This is a genomic window from Hymenobacter sp. GOD-10R (assembly GCF_035609205.1).
Lineage (GTDB): Bacteria > Bacteroidota > Bacteroidia > Cytophagales > Hymenobacteraceae > Hymenobacter.
This window is the reverse complement of the sequence record NZ_CP141184.1, coordinates 3,862,139-3,888,071: the sequence shown is the minus strand read 5'-3', so window position 1 is coordinate 3,888,071 and position 25,933 is coordinate 3,862,139. Positions and strand designations below refer to the sequence as shown.

The 25,933-nt window shown below is 56.4% G+C and carries 21 protein-coding genes; 12 read left to right on the top strand and 9 right to left on the bottom strand.

Annotated features, from left to right (window positions below):
- Nucleotides 1-13: 13 nt before the first annotated feature.
- The 7 genes from SD425_RS15510 (at nucleotide 14) to SD425_RS15480 (ending at nucleotide 5,677) form a co-directional block, all read left to right on the top strand.
- Complete coding sequence (locus SD425_RS15510) at nucleotides 14-613, top strand: TIGR04282 family arsenosugar biosynthesis glycosyltransferase (RefSeq protein ID WP_324670856.1); 600 nt, start codon at nucleotides 14-16, stop codon at nucleotides 611-613.
- Nucleotides 614-803: 190 nt separating this feature from the next.
- Nucleotides 804-1,556: a hypothetical protein gene (locus SD425_RS15505; protein WP_324670855.1), complete on the top strand. Its 753-nt coding sequence runs from the start codon at nucleotides 804-806 to the stop codon at nucleotides 1,554-1,556.
- A gap of 142 nt (nucleotides 1,557-1,698) precedes the next feature.
- Nucleotides 1,699-1,974, top strand: coding sequence for a hypothetical protein (locus SD425_RS15500; protein ID WP_324670854.1), 276 nt, complete (start codon nucleotides 1,699-1,701; stop codon nucleotides 1,972-1,974).
- A 192-nt stretch (nucleotides 1,975-2,166) separates the two neighbouring features.
- The gene (locus tag SD425_RS15495) at nucleotides 2,167-2,625 is read left to right on the top strand and encodes a peroxiredoxin (protein WP_324670853.1); all 459 of its coding nucleotides are present in this window, start codon (nucleotides 2,167-2,169) and stop codon (nucleotides 2,623-2,625) included.
- 89 nt (nucleotides 2,626-2,714) lie between these two features.
- The gene (locus SD425_RS15490) at nucleotides 2,715-3,749 is read left to right on the top strand and encodes a LacI family DNA-binding transcriptional regulator (RefSeq protein ID WP_324670852.1); all 1,035 of its coding nucleotides are present in this window, start codon (nucleotides 2,715-2,717) and stop codon (nucleotides 3,747-3,749) included.
- 257 nt (nucleotides 3,750-4,006) lie between these two features.
- A complete protein-coding gene (locus SD425_RS15485; RefSeq protein WP_324670851.1) occupies nucleotides 4,007-4,573 on the top strand; it encodes a hypothetical protein in 567 nt (188 codons plus the stop codon).
- A gap of 96 nt (nucleotides 4,574-4,669) precedes the next feature.
- Entirely contained in the window at nucleotides 4,670-5,677 is a 1,008-nt protein-coding gene (locus SD425_RS15480) for an alpha/beta hydrolase (RefSeq protein ID WP_324670850.1), read from the top strand.
- Between the two features lie 141 nt (nucleotides 5,678-5,818).
- Here the strand turns inward: SD425_RS15480 and SD425_RS15475 are convergent, their stop codons facing one another.
- The 4 genes from SD425_RS15475 to SD425_RS15460 all read right to left on the bottom strand — a co-directional run bounded on the left by SD425_RS15475 (nucleotide 5,819) and on the right by SD425_RS15460 (nucleotide 11,114).
- Nucleotides 5,819-6,733: a glycosyltransferase family 2 protein gene (locus SD425_RS15475; RefSeq protein WP_324670849.1), complete on the bottom strand. Its 915-nt coding sequence runs from the start codon at nucleotides 6,731-6,733 to the stop codon at nucleotides 5,819-5,821.
- Nucleotides 6,734-6,735: 2 nt separating this feature from the next.
- On the bottom strand, nucleotides 6,736-8,115 hold the full coding sequence (locus SD425_RS15470; protein ID WP_324670848.1) for a flippase: 1,380 nt from the start codon (nucleotides 8,113-8,115) through the stop codon (nucleotides 6,736-6,738).
- Nucleotides 8,116-8,412: 297 nt separating this feature from the next.
- Entirely contained in the window at nucleotides 8,413-10,071 is a 1,659-nt protein-coding gene (locus SD425_RS15465) for a glycosyltransferase family 39 protein (protein ID WP_324670847.1), read from the bottom strand.
- Nucleotides 10,072-10,883: 812 nt separating this feature from the next.
- Nucleotides 10,884-11,114: a hypothetical protein gene (locus SD425_RS15460; RefSeq protein ID WP_324670846.1), complete on the bottom strand. Its 231-nt coding sequence runs from the start codon at nucleotides 11,112-11,114 to the stop codon at nucleotides 10,884-10,886.
- 198 nt (nucleotides 11,115-11,312) lie between these two features.
- Between SD425_RS15460 and SD425_RS15455 the strand changes: the two genes are divergently transcribed.
- Entirely contained in the window at nucleotides 11,313-11,744 is a 432-nt protein-coding gene (locus SD425_RS15455; protein ID WP_324670845.1) for a hypothetical protein, read from the top strand.
- 106 nt (nucleotides 11,745-11,850) lie between these two features.
- On the opposite strand, the gene SD425_RS15450 is transcribed toward SD425_RS15455, so the two are convergent.
- The 4 genes from SD425_RS15450 to SD425_RS15435 all read right to left on the bottom strand — a co-directional run bounded on the left by SD425_RS15450 (nucleotide 11,851) and on the right by SD425_RS15435 (nucleotide 17,846).
- A complete protein-coding gene (locus tag SD425_RS15450) occupies nucleotides 11,851-13,344 on the bottom strand; it encodes an APC family permease (RefSeq protein WP_324670844.1) in 1,494 nt (497 codons plus the stop codon).
- A gap of 392 nt (nucleotides 13,345-13,736) precedes the next feature.
- Complete coding sequence (locus tag SD425_RS15445) at nucleotides 13,737-14,492, bottom strand: hypothetical protein (RefSeq protein ID WP_324670843.1); 756 nt, start codon at nucleotides 14,490-14,492, stop codon at nucleotides 13,737-13,739.
- A gap of 15 nt (nucleotides 14,493-14,507) precedes the next feature.
- On the bottom strand, nucleotides 14,508-16,661 hold the full coding sequence (locus SD425_RS15440; RefSeq protein ID WP_324670842.1) for a M64 family metallopeptidase: 2,154 nt from the start codon (nucleotides 16,659-16,661) through the stop codon (nucleotides 14,508-14,510).
- An 84-nt stretch (nucleotides 16,662-16,745) separates the two neighbouring features.
- Nucleotides 16,746-17,846 carry a M12 family metallopeptidase gene (locus SD425_RS15435; protein WP_324670841.1) on the bottom strand — a complete coding sequence of 367 codons (1,101 nt, stop codon included), beginning with the start codon at nucleotides 17,844-17,846 and terminating at the stop codon, nucleotides 16,746-16,748.
- Nucleotides 17,847-18,394: 548 nt separating this feature from the next.
- Here SD425_RS15435 and SD425_RS15430 point away from each other — a divergent pair.
- Complete coding sequence (locus SD425_RS15430; protein WP_324670840.1) at nucleotides 18,395-21,127, top strand: hypothetical protein; 2,733 nt, start codon at nucleotides 18,395-18,397, stop codon at nucleotides 21,125-21,127.
- A 93-nt stretch (nucleotides 21,128-21,220) separates the two neighbouring features.
- Here SD425_RS15430 and corA read toward each other — a convergent pair whose 3' ends face one another.
- The gene (corA, locus tag SD425_RS15425; protein ID WP_324670839.1) at nucleotides 21,221-22,408 is read right to left on the bottom strand and encodes a magnesium/cobalt transporter CorA; all 1,188 of its coding nucleotides are present in this window, start codon (nucleotides 22,406-22,408) and stop codon (nucleotides 21,221-21,223) included.
- Between the two features lie 228 nt (nucleotides 22,409-22,636).
- Between corA and SD425_RS15420 the strand changes: the two genes are divergently transcribed.
- Genes SD425_RS15420 through SD425_RS15410 form a run of 3 tightly spaced genes read left to right on the top strand, consistent with a single transcriptional unit; the run spans nucleotide 22,637 to nucleotide 25,904 of the window.
- Entirely contained in the window at nucleotides 22,637-23,620 is a 984-nt protein-coding gene (locus tag SD425_RS15420; protein ID WP_324670838.1) for a hypothetical protein, read from the top strand.
- A gap of 10 nt (nucleotides 23,621-23,630) precedes the next feature.
- Nucleotides 23,631-24,932 carry a hypothetical protein gene (locus SD425_RS15415; RefSeq protein WP_324670837.1) on the top strand — a complete coding sequence of 434 codons (1,302 nt, stop codon included), beginning with the start codon at nucleotides 23,631-23,633 and terminating at the stop codon, nucleotides 24,930-24,932.
- Nucleotides 24,933-24,950: 18 nt separating this feature from the next.
- The gene (locus SD425_RS15410; protein WP_324670836.1) at nucleotides 24,951-25,904 is read left to right on the top strand and encodes a glycosyltransferase family 2 protein; all 954 of its coding nucleotides are present in this window, start codon (nucleotides 24,951-24,953) and stop codon (nucleotides 25,902-25,904) included.
- The last annotated feature ends 29 nt before the right edge of the window (nucleotides 25,905-25,933 follow it).

Sequence of the window (25,933 nt, the reverse complement as noted above, 5' to 3'; positions counted from 1 at the left end):
AACTTTTACTCTTTTGCACCATTTACTTGTTTTTGCGCGTCACCCGGAGCTAGGCCGGGTGAAGACTCGCTTGGCGGCCACCATTGGGCCGGAAGCAGCTTTAGAGGTATACCAAGCGCTGGTGCAGCATACCCAACAGGCCGCCAACGGGCTAGCTGACGTGGCTAAAACGGTGTGGTTTGCCGAGCCCGCTTCTTCACCAGATGTGGCTGACGTGTGGCATGGCTTCAAGCAAGAAGTGCAGCCCGGCGGCGACCTAGGTCAGAAAATGCAGGTAGCTTTTGCAGCAGCCTTCCACCAGGGCGCAACTTCGGCGGTTATTATTGGCACCGACTGTCCGGCGCTGACAAAGGGACATTTGACGGATGCTTTCCAAGCTTTATCGACGCACGACCTTGTGCTCGGGCCGGCCGCCGATGGGGGGTATTACTTGCTAGGGATGAAGCAATTGCATAGCGAGCTGTTTCAGAATAAGGCATGGAGCACAGCCGATGTGCTAGCTACCACGTTGGCCGACGCGGCGCACCTAGGGTTGCGCGTGGCGCTGCTACCCGTGCTGCGCGACATTGACACGGCCGAGGACTTAGCTGCGTGGCGCGCAACTGAGCAGTAGTTGGGGCAAACGTGCGTGGCGTTTCCGCGTATGGAAGAGCTAACTTCCAATTGTTCTCATGGGTTTTGCCACGCGCCGGTACTGTTTTTTTCTTGTAGTGTTGCTGGGTAGTGGAGCTTGCTCAACGGAAAAACAAGAGCCGGAACACACGGAAAATGCCGTAACGCGTGCCACAGCATTGCATGAGCTCGTGCCGCATTTCAACGCGCAGTGGGCCATGGATAAATTCTGGGAGGATAGCCTAACGGAAGTAGCTACCTATGCGGTCGAACAAACTGTTGGGAATAAGCCCCAACAGTTTGACTGCACCATCCTGACCGTGAAGGAAGAGTTCAGCATGGAGTACAACGTTAAGAGCACCGACCACAAACGGAAAGACTTGTTTCCGGTAATCAAAGTGAATCAACTTTATTCGCTACCAACCGCTTCTTTGCCGCGGCACTGTCTCACCTCGTTGTTCTTTCGCCGCGACCAGCCGGTTCCGCTGTACAAACTCACAACCTCAGCCCAGGATGGAGAGGGCGCCACATTCAAAGCCATCACCGATGATGGATTGCAGTACGTAGAGGCCTATAATTCCTCCCAGAACCAGCCGGGCGTTGGTCAGCGGCAGATGCGGCACGATATACTGTTTGAAGAGGCGCTACCTTATACCTTGCGCACGTTGCGTTTTGGGCGTAAACCAGCCTTTGGCGCCACTATATGCGCTGCCCAACCGCTCGATTCATGCCACGCACCGGTGTACTACACCGCCCAGATTCGGGTCGCCGACGGCTTGGTTGCTGATACGCCGGAGCCGGCCTGGCGCGTAGTCGTGGCGCTAGCCGACAAGAAGGAGAACGTGTATTGGTTTGCCAAGAAGTACCCAAATGTGATGCTGCGCCAGAACACTTGGGATGGTCGCCGGATGACCTTGAAGGAAGTACAGCGCGCGGCGTATTAGCGTAACTACTAGGCACAAGACAAGGCCTCACCTGGCTCACGAGCTAGCCGTAGCGTGAACGGATTACGTACAGGCACAGAACCTAGCTAGCAATCGTTGGCTTGGCGTACAAGTACTTTGTTCAACTTACTTTCTGTTTGTTATGTCGGGTGAAGGTCTCGAAGTTTTCCTAGATGAGCTGGCTACCAGCAAAGAAACTGTCGTGCAAGCTGCCAGCCAAGGGCGGGCCGAGGAACAGGATATCGTGCAAATCACGGAGGAAGGACACCCGTGGTATGCTTGCCTGCTCATTGTAACTGAAGTATCCTCAATAGGAGTGAAGGGCTACTTGCCACAGCCTAGCGGCGAGAACACCGTGCAAACCCTTTCGTTTCAGCAGTTTCAGCGTGTCGGGCGAGCCGTTATAACCCGGCCCTGAACCCTAGAGTGAGAACGTAGATGCCGAGCGTTGCACGAAAAGAAGCACTACTGCGTTCTAGGCTCTCTAGGCCGCGACGCGTGCGACCGTAGAAGCGCATCATGAACAATAGCGCAGCTTATTAGTTTTGGGCGTGCTGAGTTGCCACCTGTTTCGAGTTGCCTTAGCCTTATTCATCACCCCCCTTTTCTCATGCTCCAAATCGGCGATCAAGCCCCCGAGTTTTCATTGAAAACTACCACTGGCGATACTTTTCAGCTGAGCGAACAACGCGGCAAGCGCAGCATTGTGCTCTACTTTTATCCCAAAGACGACACGCCTGGTTGTACTGCTGAAGCCTGTTCCTTTCGCGACCAGTACGAGGAGTTCCAAGACCTAGGTGCCGAGGTGGTAGGGGTTAGCTCCGACAGCGAAGCGGCACACCAAAAGTTTACGCAGAAGCACCGGTTGCCTTTCCCGCTGCTCGCCGATGCGGGTGGGCAAGTGCGTAAGTTGTATGAGGTGCCACGCGCGCTGCTTGGGCTACTGCCCGGCCGGGTAACTTTCGTCATTGACAAAGCCGGCGTAATCCAATATATTTTCAATTCGATGAGCCGGGCAACCGATCATGTAGCTCAAGCGAAAGAAGTATTATTGAGGTTAGAGAAATGAAATTATAACTTGCGCTGCATGCCGACCTTCTACCACATGAGTGCAGAATTGGGCGGCCTCTCCCTAGCAACGATTTAAAGAACAAGTTTGTGGCAAAAAAGGCGTCAATAACCGACATAGCAAAACAGTTAGGCCTCTCGGTATCAACTATTTCGCGGGCGCTTAATGGGCATGATGACATTAGCGAGGCAACCAAAGCACGCGTTTGGGAGCTAGCGAAAGAGCTTAACTATCAGCCCAACCATTTGGCGGCGGCCCTGCGCAAGGGGCGTAGCAACATGCTCGGCCTGATTGTGCCGCACATCAACGGCTACTTTTTTCCGTCCGTGATGGATGGTATTGAAGCGGTGGCTAGTAAAGCTGGCTTCAACGTGATGATGTGCCAATCAAACGAGGACGTGCGCCGCGAGAAAAAGAACATCGAAGCCTTGCTCAACGCGCAGGTAGAAGGTATTCTGGTGTCGATGTCGCGCACTACGCACGAGTTCGAGCACTTCGAGAAGGTGCAGCAGCAGGGCATCCCGCTGGTGTTCTTCGACCGGATGCCGGAACTCGCGCACGTAAATGCGGTCATCTTGGATGATTATCAAGGCGCTTACCAAGCCGTGAAGCACCTCATCGAGCAGGGCTGCACGCGCATTGCGCACTTCGCTGGCCCGCAGCACATGAACACGACTCGCAACCGGCACCTAGGTTACCTAGATGCTCTACGGGCCCACGGGCTGCCCATCGATGAGGAAATAGTGTTTTGGCTGCCTAATTCCAGCCACGCTTCAGGCGAAGCAGGCATGAAAGAGATGTTGAAGCTGGAGCAGCGTCCTGATGCTATTTTCTCCTCCTACGACTTCCCGGCGGCTGGCGCTATGCGCGTGTTGCATGAGCACAACATCCGGGTGCCCGAGGATATTGCCGTGGCTGGCTTCAGTAACGAGCCTTTCACTACGCTCACCCAGCCTAGCCTCACCTCCGTCGATCAGCGTGGCGAGCAAATGGGCGAATCGGCCGTGCAGTTGTTTCTGCAAATGCGCAAGCGCACCGAAAACTTCCCGGCTCAGCGTATTGTGTTGAAACCCAAGCTGCTGATTCGTGATTCGTCGTTGCAGCTAGAGGAAAAGAAGAAATAAGTCGGCTCCGTCGAGCTCTGACGTAAGCTTATACGCAAGAAGCCCATACGGCTATGCAACAGTGCTGCCCAGCTCACACGAGAATGGCAGTACAATTGCATAGTCGTATGGGCTTCTTGCGTGTAGGCTGCCTACTCGCCCAAGTAGTACAAATTGTACTTGTGGATGGTGCGAATAAGTATAATTTGTACTTGAAACCAAAGGAGCTGCCACCCTTCCGCTTACATATTTATTTAATCCTACTCACTCTATACTAAATGGGAAATCTGATTACGGAGTTGTTAGAAAATGCACGTGTAGAAAGACGCATCGTTACGCTGCGCACAAATCCTAGCGAGCCGAGCCGCTTTGCCCTAGGCTACGTTGTAGACCATAACGACGAAACGGTGATGCTGAAAATGGTGAACCCGAACGGGTTACTACATGGCTTGCGAGCTATCCGGAAAAGTGAAATATTCCAGGCAGACTACGATGATCGATACATTCGTAATGTTGAGCTGAAAGAGAACAACCTCGACAAGATTTATGGGCGCATAAAAGGCCTCGATAATACGGAGGAAGTGTACCTGACGATTCCGGAGATTCTAGCGAAATCGAAACAGCTGCGGCACGTACTCTACTTTCATACGTACTCAGGGATGAACTACTACGCCATCGTTGTGCGGCTTACGGAGGATGAGTTTATCGCCGATTGCTACAATGAATACGGGGAGCCGGATGGGACGTCGGTGTTCCGGCTAGATGACGTCAAGTCAGTAGTATGGTCGGATGAGGATACGCGCGCAATCGAACTGCGGCTTATGCTCCAGACACAGAAAAAGTAAGCTAGACCGTCGGGAAAGCTAGGTGCTGCGAAGGGGGCCTGTGTTTACTTTCGGGGAGGATGTGCGTATCAGCGGATAATCACTTTTGTAATCCGCATGAATACCTCTCGTTTTGTTTTGCTCCTGAGCCTCTTCTTGGGATATGTCTTCGTTGGCTTTGCCCAAACTACGCAAGTACCGACCACGCTTGATGCCACGCTCAACGGTTATCAGTACCCATATCCTATTGCCTATTTGCCGCTGAAGCTGGAGCACCAAACGGTGCGCATGGCCTACATGGACGTGCCCGCGAGTGGCAAAGCCAACGGCCGCACGGTAATGCTGCTGCACGGCAAGAACTTCTTTGGAGCGTACTGGCGCGGCACCATTCAGACGCTGACCAAAGCTGGTTTCCGCGTAGTAGTGCCCGACCAAATTGGCTTCGGTAAATCTGATAAGCCTGCTATCTATTACTCGTTTCACCAGCTGGCGCGCAACACCAAGCGCTTGCTCGATACCCTAGGTATTCGTAAGGCAGTGGTGGTGGGGCACAGCATGGGCGGCATGGTAGCTACCCGCTTTGCGCTATTGTACCCCGATGCCACGGAAAAGCTGGTGCTGGAAAACCCAATTGGCCTAGAGGATTACCGTCAAGGAGTACCTTTCCAGTCTGTCGACCAAGCGGAAGCGACGGAGCTGAAAAGCACCGAAGAAAGTATGCGGAAGTACCACGGCAGCTACTATCCCAATGGCTACCCCGCCGCCCACGACGAATGGTTGAAGCCGCTGGTCGCCCAAACCCGCCACCCCGACTTTCCCAAAGTAGCCCTCGCTAATGCCCTAACGTTTGAGATGATTTACCAGCAGCCGGTGTGCTACGAATTTAATCGAGTGAAGGCGCCGACTTTGCTTATTATTGGCCAAGCTGACCGCACGGTAGTAGGGAAGGGGCTGATTAAAGACCCCAAAGTGCTGGCTACGATGGGGCAGTATCCCGCGCTGGGTCAGCGCACTGCGGCGCAAATCAAAGGCGCTAAGCTGGTGCCTATCGAGAAAGTAGGACACATTCCACACCTAGAGGCGCCAGCTAAGTTTTACCAAGCATTACTGGCGTTCTTAGGCTAACCATCCAGCATGCCTGCCGACCCGACGCCCTAAACGTCCGACCGGCAGGCGTCGTCATACAACAAGCTAGCCCAACCAAGCAGCTCCTAGTTTTGGGAGTGCCTGGTTGGGCTAGCTTGTTGTATGACGCTTGCTGGAAAGCTAGGCCAATTTGTTGCGCCACTTATATAACCTCAACGTCAAGATAGTATCGGGGCGCTTTCTAAAATTGTTGGTGAGGCTATCCAGGGCGGCTTCGCCAAAGAGCAGAAAGTTATAGAAGCGGTTTTTTCGTTTGGCAAGTGCTTGTTGGATCGTAGCCTTCGTGGCCCAAGTGGCAAACAGCATCCGCCCGATGGTGTTACCGTGTTGGTTTTGCAATACTCGGCGCTGGTTGCGCACGGCGTAATACTGCTTCCAGGCAGCCGGCCACGGAATACCGTCGCGGTCGAAGGAAGGCGGGTGGTAAAACACGCTGCTTGGCACCGTCACGACCGGGAAGCCCATCTTCTGCGCACGGGTCATGTATTCGACCTCATCGCCCCATATGAACAGGTTTTTATCCGGAATGCCAATGGTTTTTACCACGTCGGAGTGGATAAGCGTACCGTTGAAGAAGGAGGCCACGCCATACACCAAATCCACGCTGGTCATGTCCGACACTTTACGGTATTCTTTGTTGGGGCGGGGCACAAAGAAGGCTAGCTCCTCGTGGTCCTTCACGCTCACCGACATCGAGTTCTTAATGCACGGACCTAGGTTCGGGGAGGCCAGCAGCTTCTCCAGGGCGTCGGGGGCGGCTAGGCAGTCGTCGTCCATGCACCAGAGCCAGGTGTAGCCGCCTTTGTAGCCCGTATCAATACCCGTGGCAAAACCGCCCGCGCCGCCTAGGTTGGGCTGGTTGATGACGTGCAGACCCGGTTGCGTAGCTAGCCATTCCCCGGTGCCATCGGTGCTGCCATTGTTGATTACGATGAAGGCATCGATCTTGTGGGTTTGCTGGTGCAGCGTCTCAATGCACTTTTTGAGGTCGTCGAGGCGATTGTACGTGACCACTACGGCCGCTACAGTTTCCATGATTATCGATGAAGTAGAGTTTGAATGCGTGTTTTGGTGAAGAAAAAAGCCTCGCGCAAATGCGAGAGCTTGACTACTTCAATGCCCTTGTAACGCAGGTAGATGTACATGGCTAGGGTGATGTACAACTCTGTGATAACAAGCGCATAAGCAGCACCTAGGTGAGCGAATTTTTTGATCAGCAACATGTTAAGTGCCACGCCAATGACAGAGCCAATGGCCGTGACCATGAAAAAGGCTTTGTCCATGCGCAGGTTGAGCATGGTGTGCATGCCCAGCAAGTTGCTCATGCCAATAATGAGTGGTAGCACGCACACAATGCGTAACACCGAGATAGAGCCTAGGAATTTGGCCCCGTACAGCAACTCGATGAACAGCGGCGCTACGACCCATAAGCCAAGACAAACCACCGACATCAGAATGAACAGGGGGAAGAAGGTGTTGCGCACCATGCGCAAGCCTTGCTCGCGTCCTTGCCCAAAGGCGTTGGCAACAATGGGAAAAAATGCCTGATTAAGCGCCAAGCCCACGAAGGTCTCGGCCATGCCTTCCAAGCGCGTCCCCGCCGAATAAATCCCGACGTTGTAGGCTGGGGCAAGCAGACCTAGGAAGAACACGTTGGAGCTGGCATAAATCGTAATCATGACCGACGAGAAGAAGATGGTGCGGTCTTCTTTGAAACGGTTTAGCAGCTCTGGGCGGGTGGGCCAGGTAAACCGGATGCCAAAGCGGCGCATGGCCACGTACAAAGCCGTGACGCTGACGGCAATCTGCGACACGCTGATCGCTAGGTTCTGGTAGAAGTAGTCTTCGGCGTGCCGGATCAGCAGCAGCACCGACAAGGAGAAGATCAGCTTTACGGCTAGGTTGAAGATGGCTACCCGACCTAGGTCTTCCATGGCTTGGTAGAGCCAGAAGGGCGAAAGCACCGTACCAATACAGACTAGGTAGGTGCACACGTGCAGGAATAGGTGCTGCCGAAACTCGGGGTTGGATAGCGAAACTACCGTGAAGATGATCGTAGAGAGAACCCAGAGCAGCGTTTTGCCGGCCATGACCTGGCTGAAGATCTTGCTTGTGGCTTCCTTGTCGTCGCGGTTGGCGGCAATGGAGCGTACGGCAGCCATGTCGAACCCGTAGTTGATCAGCAGGCTGAAATACGTGACGTATGCCTGCGAGAAGTTGAGCAGACCTAGGTTAGCGGGCCCGATGATGCGGACCACGTAGGGTACTGTCAGGAGGGGCAGCAGGAAGTTGGCAATCTGGACGCTGAAGAGTGAGGCTACATTGATAGCAAAGCGCCTCATGCGGGGCGGGGCAGGAGCGGGCGTAGCAGCCGGAACGGTGCCGTCTTCTTCTACTACGGTCGTGTTCTGTATCACAAAGCAGGTGTGTAAGGCTCTCGAATAAGACCAGCCAGGTAGTAGGTAGAAAGGGCAGCGTAAGAATGAGCTTGAGAAAATGCAGCTGTTGAGCTTTTATCCCATCCTTCCACGTCCTTACTACATTTACCTGATGCGGGTTGCAGATTAGCCAGGAAGCTTATCCATAAACTGACCTACGCAAGGTATAATCTTTGCGAAAGGCCAGAAAATCTGATGGTTATTCAAGTTGGATTTGGGATTATAGTTAGGTTAGTCGCCGGTGTGTAGTTTGCTTTTTGGGGAGTTGGAAGTGCGCTAGTAGTGGTTATTAGCAATGGCTTGTGGCCCGTAGCAGCTCCAGCATATCTCGTCGGCGGGGCGCTCGGGCGTGGGTACAAGCGGAAAGGTGGCGGCCGAGAAGCGTGCGGCTCGCTTGGCATCGGTCAGGTCGTAGAGCTGGGCGTAGGATACCTTGTAGCCTACTGATTCGTCGGGCATTCGAGCTAGCACCGTAATGCGCGGCCCCGGCTGCCCGATACTGCTCAGGTAGGCGTTCAAGTCCTGCTCTTCGTACGAGTCAAAGTGCATCATCACCAGCCACACGCGTCGCCCCCGAAACGCATCTACTTCCTTCAAGTAGTTGCGCTCGGCTCCTGGAAAGTGGCGGTAGCAATGCCCTAGCTTGTAGCTGGCGGGGCGAAGGCCATACTGCGGGCCATACCACCGCAAATACTGCCCTGCCCCATAGTAGGCATAAACAGCATCGGTAGGGCGGCGTACTTGAGCTAGCTTAGCGTACAGCGTCTTGGCGTCTTCCACGCAGAAAGGCGGCAGATTATGACGAGTCGTGCTGTACAAGATAGGAAGCAGACATAGCCCCAGCGCCACCCCGCCCAGCACGGCACTGCGCCGCCAAGCCCACCGCACGAAGGCCTGAAAAGCCACGAACACAAACAGAATCAGGGTAGGCACCAGAAAATCCATCAAGCGCTGCCGCAACGGAAACTGGTGCAGCAGCGCCGCCAGCGTGCTCAGCACCCACGGCGCCGTCAGTAGGAGGGCTACTTCGCGGTGCTGCCACCATAGTAGCCCCACGCCGAGCAGGGTGAATCCCACCCAAATGCTGGCAGGATGCGGCCAGCCAAGGCCATTGGCCCAGCGCTCCGCCAGATCCTGGGTGAAGTCGATGGGCAAGTGCACATTCAGCGGCAGCATGCCTTCGCGCCAGAAATAATGCATAAAGGCTTGGTCAATGGGCCGTAGTGTGTTCTGTGCCAAAGCTAGGCTCAGCACGCATCCTACCGCCCAGGCCGCTACCACCGTCAGCGTAACCCGCAACCGGGGGCGGCCAGCATCGAAGTAGGCCAGGAGCACCAGCGCCGCGCCACAACCAGCGAAGTACATCAGCGAAGCTTGCGAGTAGAAAGGCAGCACCAAACCTGCTAGTGCTCCCAGCACCCAAAAATGAGCAGATGGCAGCTTGACCTCGCGTAAGCGCAATGCTAGGTACAAGATCAGCAACCCCACGGCCGCGTCGCTGGCATACTGCTTTACTTGGTTGCTATAATGTACGAAGGTGACGCCCACCGCAAACGTCAACAGCGCCAGCGGCACCAGGCGCTCGTCGAGGACGTGTCGCGCCACCGGCCAGAACAGTAGCAGGGCCACCACGGAGGCGAGCAACGGCGGTAAGCGTAATGACAGCTCCGAGCTGCCGAAGAGCGTCCAGCAGGCTTTCTCCACGACTAAAAACAAAGGCGGCGCCACCTGGGCCTCGACCAAGGGGGCGCTGACCAACTGCCCGGCCGAGCGAGTAACTACGTTGTGCACAATGGCTAGCTCATCCATAAACATGGTGGTGCCAAGTGACCATTGCCACACCCGCAATCCAATTCCCACCACTACGGCTAGTAACGCCAGCCACCACCACACCGTGCGGTTACCTGGCGCAACGCCACTGTCCATGTGCTTCATAGCAAAATGAAATACTTCACATGCCGCGACAGGGTGGGAGACGTCGGCGGCCTAGCTTCAATTACCGCAAGAAGGTTAGCGGCACGAGTGTGTGTACGGACATTCTTTTGCCAAGGATTGTCTAGTACACAGGTAATCAGAATAAATAACTGATAGAGAATTAAATATAAATGCCCATAAAGTTTAACTTCAACTAAGAATAGTAAAAGCGGGAGTTGTTCGTGCGGGTAGCGGATGCTAGTAGCACGCAAAAGAGTTGACTTATAAACGAGACTGTACAGGCCGCGTCTGCAACTTTACTGCACGCAAATGGCTCTGCATAAGCAAACTACTACGTCTGATGAAGAAGCTAGCTTTCTATATAAGTGCCTTAGGTATGTTACCAGCCTTTTGCTTCGCAGACGGCTTTCTGCAGCCCAATCCAGCGCGCATTACCAAGCAGATAGAACCTAGAAAAAGACCTATGCGCCGCTTTATTGGTGTAGCCAACGTTGAGGAAAAAGGCACTACCAAGCAGTTAGAGCCGGGAGGAAGCTTCGTGAGCCGTCCTAATGCAATGCGTGTCTCAACCCCTTCGTCGCCAGCAAACATGCCTACTGTTCGCCCAAATAGCAACCAGCGGGATGCTAAGGCGGTGAAGCCTTTGCCACGACAGACATTTACTTCTACCCCGTAGAGCAGCAACTCTATACTAGGATCGTTGCAAAGCTTGCTTGATCCAATAGGCGTTTTGCAAAAGAGCAGAAATACAAACGCAGACCTGCTAGGTAGCAAGTCTGCGCGCAAGCTAGGCAGCTAGAAAACTGCCTCGATTAGTGATGGTGGTGATGGTGTCCGTCGCTGGGCTTGCCAAACAGGTTCATCAAGGAGCCAATGATGTAGAGGCCCGTCCAGCACACGTAAAGCCAGTTGAACCCTGGTACTTGATGGTGCACAAAAAAATGCAGGATCAGGTGAGCCGCAGCGCTCATGATCAGGCCCGTCACGGCAATGAACTGGTAGCTGTTGAGGGCACTAGGGCGGTAAAGTTTGGAGAAATCCATGCAAGAAGAGAGCTAGGGCACAAAGATAAGTCAGGAAGCCGGATGAGGGCCGCTAACTAATGCAGGCACTGGTAGTGTACGGTATTTGGAGTAGGGCGGCTAGCTAGCAAACGGTAGCTGGGTCCTACAACTCTTAACCCGACCTGCCGTAAACAAAATAAGCATACCCTACCATCCACTTTCTAAACTACGGAACTGATGATACTCGATAGTCTTTTCGACAACAACGACGATAACCAGAACGAAAACGCCAACATCAAAGAAGGCATTGCCAAGAACGAAAACCTGGAACAACACAAAAAAGTGAAGGAACAGGAAAGTAACGGCAAAGAGAGCAACGATCCTTCGGCCTACCGTAACACGGGCGCTAATGGCTACGACCAGCGCAGTAACCAGAAAGATCAGCTCGAAAACCTACACATCGGAGGCAGCGAAACCTCGCCCCAGGGAGGCAACGACCACGATAACGCCGGCGAGCAAGCCCAAGGCCCTGGCTTTGAGGCCGAAGGTAGCTACGAGCTAGACCACTCCGTGCGCAGCCACGCGCAGGAATTCGGCGAGAAAGAAGCCAACGGCCCACAGGAGGTACCGAACAACATGAACACCGACCGCCCTACCCAGCAAGCCTAGGTTGTACGAAAGCACTTGCCCAAGCTGCAAAAGCTTATAAACAACACCGGCCGCTCAATTTGAGCGGCCGGTGTTGTTTATAGAGGAATCGATGACAAACTCCTGTTTACAACTCCGTCTTGTTCGCGAAGCGTCGCCCAAATAGAAAGTACACGGGGACCCCGAGGGCAACCAAAACCAGACCCCGGCGGGAGAAGTCAGCCGTTTCGGGTTGGGTGAGGAGGATAAGGCAGAAGCTAGAAGCGAGTACCACGTACAGCAGCGGGATGATTGGGTAACCTGCTGCTCGGTACGGCCGGGGTGCATCGGGGCGGGTGCGGCGCAGCACAAAAATGCCGATGATGGTGATGACGTAAAACAGCACTACCGAGAACATTACGTAGTCAAGGAGCTGGCCGTAGGAGCCGGAGAGGCAGAGTAAGCAGCCCCACGCGCACTGTACCCATAGGGCCACGCCTGGTACACCTGCCTTGTTGAGCCGGGCCATAGCCGGGAAGAAAACGCCATCCTTGGCCATGGCATAATATGCCCGCGCGCCCGACAGGATAGTGCCGTTGTCGCAGCTGAACGTGCTGATCATGATGAGTACGGCCAGTACGTAGGCGCCCACTGGACCTAGGAAGCTTTCTGCAACAGCAGTTGCCACGAGGTCGTTGGTAGCGTACATCAGGCCGCGGCCCGCGAGAGTAGTAGCCTGCGGGTCGCCCTGAAGAGGCAGCACCATCAGGTACATCAAGTTGATGAGCAGGTACAATGCCGTCACGATAGCCGTGCCGATGGCCATGCTCAATACAATAGTTCGCTGCGGATTTACGACTTCATCGCCTGAGAAGCCGATGTTGTTCCAAGAATCAGAGCTAAACAAGGAGCCGACCATGCCCATACCAATGGCCAGCACGAGCGCCGAACTGGAAAGCGGTACCGTCGGCTGACCGGCGGTGTGGCGGGCGGCATCCCACATGTTGTGGAAGTTGGCCGAAACAGCTTCCGAGTTGATACCGATGGCAAAGCCTAGCACGATCAGGCCGAAAAGGGCAATGAGCTTCGTTGAGCCAAAGATGTTCTGAATGAGCTTGCCCGTGCGTACCCCGCGCGTGTTGATGGCCGTGAGCCCCACGATCAGGGCAATGGCCAATAGCTGCACCGTGGTAAACTGAAACGTATAGGGCGTATCGCGGAAGGGTAGGGCGAGCGGACCGACTTGGAAGAGCACGTTGGTTTCGCTGAACCAGGGCAGCAGCACACCCGTGAAGCGCGCAAACGCGACGGCCACGGCGGCAATAACCCCTGTTTGAATCACTAGAAACAGAGTCCAGCCGTAGAGGAAGGCTACGAGCTTGTTATATGCTTCGCGCAGGTACACGTATTGGCCGCCTACTTTGGGGAACATGGCAGCAAGCTCCCCGTAGCTCACCGCCGCCGCCAGTGTGATAAAGCCAGTGAGCAGCCACACCACGAGCAGCCAACCCGCCGACCCAACCTGCCGAGCAATGCCCGACGATACAATGAAAATACCGGACCCAATCATGCCGCCCGTGACGAGCATAACGGCATCAAAAAGGGTAATGGCACGCTGAAAATGGCCTTGTTCTTCGGGCATACGGAGTGAGAGTAGTTGTTTTGTCAGCGCGGAAGATACTACAACGCGGGCGGCAACCACAACAAAAGCAAAGCGCCACCAGACTGCGGGAGTCTGGTGGCGCTTTAGAAAGGTAGCGCGAAGCCTACGCTTCGAGCCTACTTGAATGACCTTGACCTAGGTTCTAAGAATATAATCGGACAAGGGTTCACAGCATAGGGCTAGGGTTAGCACGAAGCTCCCCTCCTTTTTTAAGGAGGGGTTGGGGTGGTTCCTTGTCGTTGAACGACAAGCTAATTCTAGTTTTCTAGCTCTAGCTAACCACCCCCAACCCCCTCCTTAAAAAAGGAGGGGAGCTTAGACCTAGCTCTGGTTTTAACTTTCGCTACTTCGCAGGCCTTACGCTACACCGCTTAGCGCGTAAAGGCCCGTCGTACAACTTCTTGCACGTCGCTCGGGAGCTTCGCTACTTGAATGCCGTTCAATTCTGCCACAACGCGTACCTCTTGGTCGAGTTGAGCTCGCAGAGGTTGCGGGCCTAGCTTCAGGTTGGGCACCGGCACTTTGAAGCGGTACAGCGAAATCTTCAGCTTCGGCAGATCCTGCAAGCTGATCTTGTCGCTGGGCACGCGCAGGTTGAAGTCGAAGCTAGGCAGCACCGTGATGTAGTGCTCGGTGGTGCCGGGGCGCGGGTAGCTGCGCTGCTCGCCGAAATCCGGTACCGAGCCTAGGCTCAGGCGCTTATCATCGACCGAGGCTTCGTAGGTTAGACCATCCTGCACGACTTCCTCTTCGGCCAGCAGCGGACCATCCACCCGTTTAGAGCCAACAATAGCTAGCTTACCATCTTGCACACGCATCCGCAGCACTACGTACGAAGTGTCGGGCGCGGCGCGGATCAGCCGGGGTTCTTGGTCTGGCAATACACGTGGTATCACGCGAATCGGGCCGGGCTGGTCCACAACAAACGCGCCCATCGTAGGCTTGGTGGTGTCAATTATGGGCGGCTGCGCATCATCCATTAGGCGGGAGTTTGCGTCGCGGGCGGGCGCTTGCTGCATGGGCGCCACGGCATCAGTCATGGTGGGCAGCTTGGCGTTTTCGATTATCGGACGGGCGGCAGCGTCCATGGGCTTAGAATAAATACCGCGGATTGATTTTCTGTTCATCGTACACCTCCTTGCTTACCAATTTCTACCGTAGCGGTAGTTATGAATGTACTTATAATAAAGCTTTTGCAGCGTCAGCGTGGGCGTGGCTTTGATCATGCCGAACCAGTTTTGATTGTGCACAAACAAGTCCCGCTTGCCAGCGGCTCCTTCGAAATTGCAGGGGATGAAGTGGTCGACGGAACCTAGGTTCCACTCCCCAACCCAGTCTTCTTTCCAGGCGCAGGCTAGGTTGGTGCCGTCCGAGACCATGGTACCAAGGTACTCCTTGCCCCAGTCGGTGGCGTTGTACACGAACAGATCCGCTTTCTTGTCGCCGTTGATTTCGGCTACATAGTGCTGGTCGCTCTTGCGCATCTGCCAGCCGGGGGCGTTGCCGTCGTAGCGCCGCGTCATCGTGACGGCCGCGCCGTTAGAAGTCATCATGGCAAGGTACGCCATGCTCCAGTTTTCGCCGTTGAACACATACAAGTCCGTTTTGCCGTCGCCATCGAAGTCGCCGGGGTAGAACTTGTCGCCCTTGGTCATGTTCCAGCCAGCTAGGTTGGCGTCGTAGCGCTTCACCATGGTGTAGGCGTTGCCGGTGCTGCGGTGCATGGCGAGGTACGGAATCGACCAATTGTCGCCGTTGAACACATAGAGGTCCTGTTTGCCGTCGCCGTCGAAGTCGCCCACGTAGAACTTGTCGCCAGCCGTCATCTGCCAGCCCGCGAAGTTGCCGTCGTAGCGCCGCACCAGGCTGAAGCCAGTGCCCGAGCACTGCAGCATTCCTAGGTAGGGCATGCTCCAGTTGGTGCCGTTGAACACGATGAGGTCTTTTTTGCCGTCGCCGTTGAAGTCCGCCACAAAGAACTGGTCGTCTTTTTTGAAGTCCCAATTCGGCATGGTGTTATCGTAGCGGGCAATCAGCTTGAGGCCGTTTTTGCCATCATCGGCCAGCAGGCCTAGGTATTCCATGTTCCAGTCGGAGCCGTTGAACACCGCTACCTCATCTTTGCCGTCGCCGTTGAAGTCGCCGACGTAGAAGCGGTCATTGGGCTTGAACTGCCAGGAACCCGGCACGCGCTCCACGGCGCTGAACACCACATCGAGCTGCTCCCCGTTAGAACGACAGATCATGATTGAGTTGCCGTTGTGCATGAGCAAGTCACTCTTGCCGTCGCCGTTGAAGTCGCCAGCGTAGCACTTCAGGAAGGTGCGCCCGGTGTAGGGGTGCATCTTGTTTTTGAGCGTGGTGTAGCAAATGGGGCAGAACTCGGGTGAGTTGCCGCGCATCCGGCAGTTAATTACGGGCCGGTACATGCCACGTCCATTGGTGCCGCCACCCTCAAACAGCCCCACGTCTTGCGAGTCGCTCCAGCCCGCCGGTTTCGGACCGGCCGTGTAGCCCGCGCAGGCTCCAGTGCCGGTTGGAATAGGCGTGCTCGGATTGATGAAGTTGCGCCATTTGAGCGTGTTACGGTTCGTGTTAACGGTCACATTAACAGCGCCCGGCTCGCCTCCCGAGTACACATTGCTGGTGCAATACTCATCGGCCACGCCGCCCGTGCCATGCCCAAACTCGTGGGCCAGCACTTCCCAACCAATGCCGAGCGGCACCACTTGGAAGCCACCGCCACCGCACCCACCGTAGCGAGGGTCGTTCAAGAGAATAACTACTAAGTCATAATCGGGCACCCACTTGTTGAGCGCCGCCTGCACCAGCGCCGCGGTGTCGGCCGTGCCTTCCAGCCAGCAGTGCGCCCACGACCCGCTGAAGATGTACTTCAGGGCCGTATCCTTCATCGTTGTGCTGACGATGGAGTCGTCCTTGGGATTATCGGGGGTGCCGTTCTCATTGTACACGCGGGTGCTGACGCCCGAAGCGTTGGAAATCAGGTTCACCCGGAAAATGTTAAACGCCTGATTGTCTTCGTAGAAGTAGTCGTGCCCGAACACGCCATCAATCAGCAGTTGCTGCACTTTCTGGTTGTAGGCGTCCTGGTCGGTGGCGGCAAAACCATCGCCCAGCACGGCAATATTCAGCTTGGACCCTACCGGCCCGGCGCTGAGGATTTGGGTCACGCTATCCGTCACGGGTGCGGCGGACGGCATCGGCCCCGGCCGGTCAACGTGCAACGCAGTGTCTACCGTGCCTGGGTCAATAACTTTGGACTTGTTGTCTGGCATCGTGGTGGTTTATTAAAGATTAACTTCTACTAATGAATAGGTTAGGTAGTGAGGCCTAGGTTCGTCTGAGCACGCTATGGGTGCTTACACCTCCGCAGCCACGCCATTTGAGCTGGTGGCGTACGTGTCAAGCGTGTCGCTCACCTGGCTGTCGGTGGTGCTAGCCGCGAGGGTGGCTTGCGCCTCTGCCAGCACTGCTTCGTCCGTCACGTCCTCTTCTGGCGCCCACTGCTGCGCCGAGGCAGTTGCTGTCGATGGGGGAGCGGTCTGAGCCCCAGCTTTGGGGTAGACGCGGGCAGCGAAAGCGTAGTCCAGCAGGTTGATGTCGATGCCGCCGGGGATGGGTTTGCCGTCTTTGGTGATAGAGCCAGGCAGCTGGTAGCACATGATGGACGTCTGATCGGCTGCCGTACCTACTATGTCGGCGGTCTTCAGCGGCGTGAGTACCTGGGCATCGACGGTAGCTTTGTTCCAACCCTGCGTTTTCAGGAAGTAGGCATAGGCTTTTTGCGGGTCGATGCGAGAAATCAGCTCCTGGCGCATGTGCTCGTGCGGGAACCCGAGGGTATGTCCGGTTTCGTGGCGCACCACCCGCCGGTATTCCGACTCGGGCGTGCTCATGCTGAAGCCTTGCAAATTCATCGTCGGCTTGCTTTTCGGAATCAGCAGCACGTCGGTGCCTAGGTACGACCAGTAGCCGCTGCCCGCCCGTGAAATGCGGACCTGCCCGATGCTGGTTGTTTGGCGAAACGAGATGCCACAGGAGGTGCTCCAGGCATTCATGTGGCTCAAAATGCGCGCCCGCAGATCAGCTGGCGTGGTTTCCATGAAGCTGACCGACAGCACGCGCGGCGCTGGTCCCCAGTACTTGCTGGTGAGCAGCGTCAGAAATTGTGGGTCCAATACCGCTGCGGCGGCCTCTGGCCCTAGGGCGTTGAAGGCAGTAAGAGAAGGGGCGTTAACTGGGTTGATGCGCACGGCCATTTCGGCTGCCTTAGGGCGCAAACGCTCGGGCAATTCCTTGATCGAGCAGCCAACATGGGCGTCGTCGGGTGCGGCGGCGGAGGGCGCTTCGGTGCTGCTGTTGTCGGTTGGGGTGGCGCTGTCGTCGCTTTCGGTGGCGGAGCTAGCGAGTTTGGCAATCTTGGCCAGGGTTTCGAGCAGCTGTTTTTCAGTCTTTTTCATGCGGATTGAAGGGTTGGGTGTTGAAAAAATGGACGACGCAAGGCACAGCCGCCTGGGGCTCGTACAAGGAGCCGGGTAAGAAGCAGCTGCTGACCAGAAGGGGAGAAGCCTAGGCTAGACGTGGGGTAAAAGCGACGAAGTAGCGCGCACCGCAAGGGCGAAGGATATAGCTGCTCGGGGCCTGGCGCAAAGCACCTAGGTCAGGCGGTAAGCTGATGAACTGGAAAAGGGAGAGAGTGCCGCGCGGCAGGCAGTAGAAAGGCCGTTGGCGAGGAAGGATGGCTGCCGGTGTGCGGGCGACCTAGGAGGTAGGGGTGGTAACGAAGATAATAGCGGATAACCTGTTGGTAAAGATAAAGGAACAGGTAAGTGGTTGTCAATCACATATAAATGTGAGGGAGGGTTGCCGAAACTCAGCAACTCGGCGGCAACCCACGTAAGAAGAAGTGACAAGGCAAAAGCTAGGTTGTCGCCGCGCCCCGCAACCTTACAGCGCGCGGGTCCGAATAGCTACCTTTGCCGCCCTGTTCTACCCTTACCACCCCTGAATGTCGAATAAGCTACTGGTGTTTCTGGTTGGGATGCTGTTGGTTTCCGCCCTCGGTTCCTACGTGTACTATCGGCGCACCGTAGCCCTTGTTCCCGTCGACCCCTGGACGCTGGTACCCGATGATGCGGTGATGGTGCTGGCCACCCACGATCATCCAACGCTGGTGCGTCACCTCAAGGAAACTCAGCTCTGGGACAACCTGACGGGCGTGCGGTATTTTCAGCAGTTGGAAGACGAAGCGACGCTGGTCGACAGCCTAACCGGTACCCGCAACAGCTTGCTCCGATTTTTGGGCAGCAAAACCGTACTGACGTCGGTGCACGTCACCAGCCCTAACTCCTTCGACGTGCTGTTTCAGGTACCGATTCAGACGGTGCGCGAGTACCGGCAAGTGCGGACGCTGGTCGATGCGCTCGGCCGTGACCCGGACTACCGCGTAACCACGCGCGACTACCACGGCGAAACCCTCACCGACATTCGGGTGCAGAGCACGGGAGAGGGCCTGACCTTCTACAACTATCGTAACCATTTGCTGCTGAGTGCCAGCGCAGGGCTGGTAGAAGCCGTTGTTCGTCGCCTCGAACACCCGGGCCTGCCCACCGTCGCGGCCGATTTTCAGAATACCGATTTTATGCAGCTCAAAGACGTGGATGCCACGCTGCTGCTGAACTACCGACGTTTGCCGCAATTCTTAGGGCTGTTCTTTCGCTCCGACCTTACGTCGGACATGACCACCTTATCGAGCCTAAGCAGCAGTGGTCAGCTGGAAATGAAGCTCGTTGGCAATAAGGTTTTGTTTAATGGGTTCGCCAACCCCGAAACCGCCCGTGGGTCTTTGCACGAAAAGCTGCGCGGGCAGCCGGCCCAACAGCTGCGCATGGCCGAGGTGCTTTCCATCCGGACGGCCGTGCTGGTGCACTTGGGGCTAGGTTCTGTAGAAACGCTGCGCACGCCGCCCGCCGTCGTGCCCGATTCGGTGATGCGACGCACGGCGCCTTTGGTCGATAGCTTGGCCGCCGCCCTGAGCGAGGAAGTAGCCCTATGTTACCTAGCCTCCGCCTCACCGCGTCAGAGTCCAGCGAAGCTCGCTTTGGCGTACTGCCCCAACCCAACGCAGGTAGCTACGTTGCTGGGGCAGCTGCGCCGAGCCACCGGAACCACTCCTTCGTTTGAGCGGGTAGGCACCTACCAAATTCACCAAACTGGTGTGGCCGAATTACCAGCACAGCTGTTAGGCTCTGCGTTTGCGGGGTTCAAAACGCCCGCGGTGGTGCAAGTGGGTAACTACCTAGCTTTCGGAGAAGACGCCGCGGCGCTACGTCTGTGGCTCACCGATATTGTAGCGGGCGAAGTGTGGAGCCGCTCCCCGACGCAGGTAGCGTTTCTGCAAGACATGCAGCCGCAGGCGCGCCTCAGCGTTATCGTGGATACGCGCAATAGCTGGAATGTTCTGTTGCGGGCGCTGGTGGAAGAACGCCGGGCGGGCCTCCTGCGCAATGAGCCCTTGGTGAAGCGCTTCCCCCAGATTGCCTGGCAATTTGTGCCGGCCGCCAACGAGACGGAAAGCGGTGCAGAGTATTTCACGCAGCTAATTCTGCGGCATCCGGCCACCAGCACGGCAGTAGCCCGTGCGCAAACGCAAAGCGAAACCGGCATGCTGCTCACCTTCAAAACGCCCTTGACCAGCGTGCCTACTCTGATACCCGTACCTGGGGCTCGGGCACCGGGGGTGCTGGTGCAAGATGAGGCCCGGGTGCTACACTACGTAACGCCCGACAACGTGGTGGCATGGTCTGACTCGCTGCCTGGGCCGCTAGTTGGTGCCTTACGACGCATGCCTTGGTCTGATGGCACTGGGCTGCTCTTTGCCACGCCCGACCGCCTACACCTGCTCAATGAGCAAGGCCGTGAGGCGTCCAACTTCCCGCTAAATCTGCCGGATACGGTGCAGGCCACTTCACTAACTCCTTCGCCGGCTGGCAACGGGGCTACGCGCTTGCTCGTGGCGGGCGGCGGGGGCAACCTGTTCTTGTACGATGCCAACGGCAACGCTTTTACGGGCTGGCAGCCGAAGCGCCTCGATTTTAGCTTGGCCGGGACACCTAGCTACCTCATCGTGGGAGGGCGCGACGTAATCGTAGTGCCCCTGGAAAATGGGTATATCTACGCCTTCGACCAGCAAGGCGGAGTGTATCCAGGCTTCCCGATCAGTGTGGGGGCTCGGCTCAACTCGGCAGCCTTTGTGGAAACCGGCCCCACGCTGCGCCGCAGCCGCCTCACCGTTGTGACGCAGCACGGGGAGCGGGTGAGCTTCAACCTGAGCGGCGATGTGGTAAGTCGGGGCCGGGTGGCTACCTGGAGCCGCACGAGCAGCTTCCGCCTAATACCCGATCAACGCCAGCGCGGCTACGTAGTCGTGCGCGAAGATGGCGGCAAGCTAGCTTTGTTTGAGCCCACCGGCCGCCAGGTGCTTACCCAAACCTTCGTAACGTCGGGCACTAAGCCAGTCCAATATTTCGACTTTGGAAATGGGCGCCGCATTTTTGCGCTCACTGAAATCGGCCCGCACAAAGCATACCTCTACGACGGGCAGGGGCGGCTGCTCACTGGCCAGCCATTCGACAGCAGCGCCCCCGGCATCGATTTGAACTATGAGCCGGCCACCAACACCTATCAGCTCTACCGCATCCTAGGCACGGAGTTGCGCCGCACGGCTTTTAAGAGCAACTAACCACGTTGAGTGGCTGAGTATCGTGTAGCCGGGCAAGGTACGCGAACAATCACTCAGTCACTCAGTGCGAAGCCACTCAGTCATTCGACAAAGTCAGTCATTCCTGAGCCAGCCTTTCCGGTAGAAGTATATGAGCTGCACCGTCACGATTAGTACCAAAACCGCGACTGTAATAGGATAGCCGAAAGGGCTATACAGCTCGGGCATGTTCATCGGCATGAGGTGGCCGTGCTCGTCCTCGTGCTGAAAGTTCATGCCGTACAGACCCACCACAAAGCTCAACGGGATGAAAATGCTGCTGATGATGGTCAGCACTTTCATGACCTCGTTCATGCGGTTGCTCTGGCTGGAGAGGTACAGATCCACGAGGCTGCTGATGGATTCACGGTAGCTCTCGGCGAGGTCTAGGGCCTGAATGGCGTGGTCGTAGCAGTCGCGGTAGAAAAGCTTGATGTTTTCGGGCAACACTTCGTCGGGCAGGCGCAGCAGCTCGGCAACCTTATCGCGCTCGGGGTACACGAGGCGACGAAAGCGCGTGATGTCTTTCTTGATGCGCAAGATGCGGGCGAGCAGCCGCCGGTTAGGTCGTCCGCGGAAAATCTCATCTTCCAGCGACTCGATGTAGTCGCCGATGGCCGCCATGGTAGGGTAGTAGTGGTCGAGTACTACGTCGGTGAGGGCATAGGCTAGGTAGAGCGGCGAGCTGCGCAGGATCTGACTCTTGCCCGACCGAATGCGGTTTCGTACCGATTCCAAACAGTCCTCATAATCGTCCTGGAAAGAAATCAGAAAATTGGGGCCCGTGAAAACAGAGAGTTGGTCGTCGTCGATGTCACAGCTGGGGGTGAAGTCCGTCATGCGCGACACCAAAAACAAGCGGTTGTCTTCGAGCACATCCACTTTAGCCCGCTGGTAGTCGCCCAATACATCTTCCATTTGGAGCGCTGGCAAGTTGAAATCGTGCATTAGCTGCTCCATCAACCCTAGGTCGTTGTAGCCGCGCACGTCGAGCCAGTGGTTTAGTTGCGGATGGGCTTCGTAGTAGGTGCGGAGGGTGGCGTAGTTGCTGAATTCCTGTTCTTTAATGAATCGTTCATCGTACGAAATTAGGAACAGGCGCGGCTTGAGAGCATTCTCGCGCACCTGCAACGTGCCCGGCCGCTCACCCACCATCTGCTCACGCGCTTGGCGGGTTGCGTCGCGGTCGGTGATGCTACGCATCGAATCAATGGAATCATCTACCTCGGTGGTAGATTCTTCGGCGGTTGGATCAGTAATCATGAGGGGAAAGCTAGGTAGCAGGGGCGAAAGGTATGTACGAAGAAAGTCAGCCCCTGCGTTGGGTATTATTGCCTAAACAATCGGTCGTAGGAAAACGGTTTGATCAGATCAGCCTGATGCGTAACGGTTGGCGCGTATCCCTTCTGCTGCGGAGTAGCGTATTTACTTGTAATTTCGCCAGCCACACATTCTTTTTTCGTCTTGTCGTCATCCGCTGCTACTTTCCGTTTGCTTCCACTCGCGCTTGATGGCGGCCGGTACGTAGTGCGTTGCACCACCGGCAACGCGGCCGTTGTACCGGAGCGGCCGCTGGCCTTTGAGCCCTTCTTGTATCTCATGCCCGCGCACCTAGCCTTGCAGCAGCACGCCGGAGAGCAGCTATGTTTTCACTTGGAAGATGGGCGACAGGCCGCCACAATAGCTAGCTTCCAAGTATTTATAGAAGCCGATACGCTCACGGCGTACAGTCCTTGGCAGGCGCCCTTTGGGTCGGTGCAACTAGCGGAGGGGCTAACGGCGGCCGTGGTGTTGGCTTTTTTGCAACAGGTTCAGCAAGAGTTGAAAGCGCGAGGCATCCGGCAGGTGCTGGTGCGCAGCTACCCGTTTGCCTACGATCAGGCGGCTAGTACGCTGCTGACGCAGGCTTTCACGCAGCTAGGTGCCCGCGTCACGCTGGCCGAACTAAACAATCACTTGGAGCTAACGGAGCTAGGCTTTGAAGCTCGGCTGCATCCTTCTGAGCGGCGTCGTTTGCAGAAATGTCGCCGTGAAGGGTTTCAGGTTGAGCAGGAAACGCCGTTGCTGCTGCCGCTTGTCTATGAGTTCTTGCAACAATGCCGGGCCGAAAAAGGGCAGAGCTTGAGCCTAGACGTGGCGCGTTTGCAAGAGCTGTTCCGCCTATTTCCGCAAAATCACTTCTTGTTCTCCGTGCGTGACCGCAAAGGCGCGTGGGCGGCGCTGACGGTGGCTATTCGCGTAAACAGCCAGGTTCTGTATAATTTCTACCCGGCTAGCCCGCTGGCCTACAATGTGTTCAGCCCCGTGGTGCTACTCAACGAAGGGCTATATGCCTTTGCCCGCGACAACGGCATGCGCCTACTCGACCTAGGTACCTCCACGCTGCCAGAAGGCCCCAATCATTCGCTGCTCCAGTTCAAGCGGCACCTAGGTGGTGTGCTGAGCTTGAAGCTGACCTTCGCGTGGGAGTTGTAAGGGTTTACACATGCCGCCGCTATTCTCTACCGCTGCCGCTGCTGCCTCGCCCGAAACCCGGAGCGAGGTGGTGAAGCGCTTCGTGCGCAACTCGCTCGGAACAGGCGTGGCACTCGGCGCCCGAACGGCGGGGGCGCTGGTGCTTAATAAGTTGCTGGCGCTGTATGGTGGTCCCGGCGGCCTCACGTTGCTAGCACATTTCCAAAACCTACTGGCGCTGTTCACGGCACTGCCCAGCGACGGCGTGCAAGTGGGCATAATCAAGTACCTAGCCCCGCTACACCCTGCGCGGCGACAGTATAAAGCGTGGTTAGGAGCTGGGCTGGTTTTGAACGTAGGTGCGTTGTTGCTTGGGCTGCTGGCGCTCGTGGTGGTGCCAGGGCCGCTGGTCGGCATATTCCAGGTGACGTGGGACTGGGGCGTCTTGTTTGCGATAGGAGTGACGTTGTTGCTTGCGCAAACGTACTTGGTGGCCGTGCTGCTCGCGGCGGGAAAGCTGCGCGCGTACCTCTGGCTGACGGTCGCCGTGGCGATTTTTGGGGCCGGAGCAGCTGCTACGGACTTGGTGAGTGGGCGAGGAGCTAGGCAGGCGTTGCTGACTTATTTGCTGGGGCAAGGGCTAGTGGCAGTACCTAGCTTTTGGATGGGATATCGGCAAGGATTGCTGCCTGCGTTGCGTGGCCGCGTAAGCTGCGTAGCGGTGCGCCAGCTAGGGCAGTTCTTGTTGATGGCCGTGAGTGTGCTGCTGTTCAGCTACGCCGTTACTTTCGTGTTGCGTGGCGTCTTGATCCGTAGGTTTTCGTTGGTTGAAGTTGATCTGTGGCAAGCGGTTACGAAGCTGTCGGACAACTATACAATGGTATTCTCAGCCCTGATGAGTAGTGTGTATTACCCGCGCCTAGCAGCCCTAGCCAGTCAGCCACTTGCCTTGCGGCGCTACGTGCGCACGGTGCTACTCGTGGTGGCCGTAGCGGCGGCGGCCGGGCTAGGAGCGGTGTTTCTGCTGCGCGACTGGCTGCTGGCCTTGTTGTTTGATACGCATTTTGTGGCCGCCCGCCATCTGGTAGGTCCACAACTAGTAGGCGATTGGGCCAAGTTCCTCACCTGGATGCTGTTGTTCCTGCTCATGGCGCAGGCGCGCGTGGGGCGCTACGTAGCCGTGCAAGCCGGATCGGCGGTACTGTACGCGGGCCTACTGGCCGTGTTGCTGCCACGTTACGGTTTGCTAGGTGTTCCGTTGGCGCACGCAGTGCGATTTGGGCTGTTGCTGATAGGATGTGGAGCGTACTTCCGTCACTATTGGCGCGCTTAAGGCATGGTAGAAGCTGACGTGCATACCACTAAAGTGGCTGAAGTGGCAGCGTCGCCGCTGGTTACCATTGTGGCACTGTGCTACAACCATGCGCCGTTTTTGCCAGAAGCCCTGGATTCCATTCTGGCCCAAACGTATCCGAACCTAGAAGTTATTCTCGTCGACGATGCCAGCACCGATGCCAGCGCCAGCATCCTCACGCGTTATGCAGCGGCTAACCCAACTTGGCAGTTGCTATTGCTCCACGATAACGTTGGGAACTGCGCTGCTTTCAACCGCGCTTACCGCCAGTCGAAGGGCGAGTTTCTACTCGACTTTGCCACCGACGATGTCTTGCTGCCCGAGCGGATTACCCACCAGGTAGCTGCTTTTCGGCGCCTTGATGCGCAGTATGGCGTAGTGTACTCAGATGCGGAGCTGATTGACGACCGCTCCCAGTTTGTGCGCTATCATTACCGGCGTACGGCCGATGGCCAACTATTTCCGCGGCCAGCTTCCGGTGATGTTTTTGCCGATGTGCTCAGCCGATACTTCATCAGCACCCCCACCATGCTCATGCGCCGCGCCGCACTCGACGACCTAGGTGGCTATGATGAGACACTCGCCTACGAAGACTTCGACTTCTGGGTGCGCGCGGCCCGCAATTGGCAGTTCTACTTCCTCGATGAGGTGACTACCCAAAAGCGTCTGCATCCGGCGTCGATGTCGCGCCGCGGCTACCGGCCCAACGACCCCTTTCTGGCCTCAACCATTCAGGTGTGCCGCAAAGTGCTGGCCTTGTGCTGCACTCCCGCCGAGCGTGCTGCCCTCGCTATTCGGCTGCGTTGGGAAATGCGCCAAGCGGTGCGTTGGCGTAACTTCCGCGAGGCAGGAGCGCTGTACCGTTTGTTGAAGCAAGTTGCTGCGCCTCAGTTAGTAGACAAATTGTTAAACAGTTATTCCAAAGTCGGAGCTAGCTTTCAAAGCTTATGAGAAGCTAGCCAATGGGGTAACTTACCCCG